The following is a 422-nucleotide window of genomic DNA, read 5'->3' as shown; positions in this document are numbered from 1 at the left end:
ATGTCGATAATCTTTGGGTGAGTGAATCCATCAGACATCAAGGATGGGGAACAAAACTCATGCAAAAGGCATTGAAGTATGGTAGTGAGAAAGGCTGCGCTTTTGCAACAGTTAACACTATGGATTGGGAGGCAATAGAATTTTATAAAAAATTAGGGTTCAAACTTGAATTTGAGCGGCATGGATTTCAAAAAAATTCTATTTTTTATTTTTTGCGTAAAGAATTTCAAGAAACAACAGACATCGGGCTCTTAAATGGTGATTCAGTCTCCGGCTTAAGTCAAAGCCTAAAATCGCATGTATTAGAATCTGTAGTGAGAGAAGAGGCTGTCTCAATAAACAATGCACTCCATTTTAAATGGGGACAAGGTTGCGATGGATGGTGGTTAAAAAATGAGGGGCAGTTTAGTGTTATTTATGAA

General features: G+C 37.2%; 1 protein-coding gene. It reads left to right on the top strand.

Annotated features, from left to right (window positions below; genetic code table 11):
• A partial coding sequence (locus Lani_RS19575) for a GNAT family N-acetyltransferase (protein ID WP_156415173.1) occupies positions 1-422 on the top strand: 422 nt, incomplete at both ends.

It is taken from the genome of Legionella anisa, assembly GCF_001467525.1.
In the GTDB taxonomy this organism is placed as follows: domain Bacteria; phylum Pseudomonadota; class Gammaproteobacteria; order Legionellales; family Legionellaceae; genus Legionella; species Legionella anisa.
This window is presented reverse-complemented; position numbering and strand designations above follow the sequence as displayed.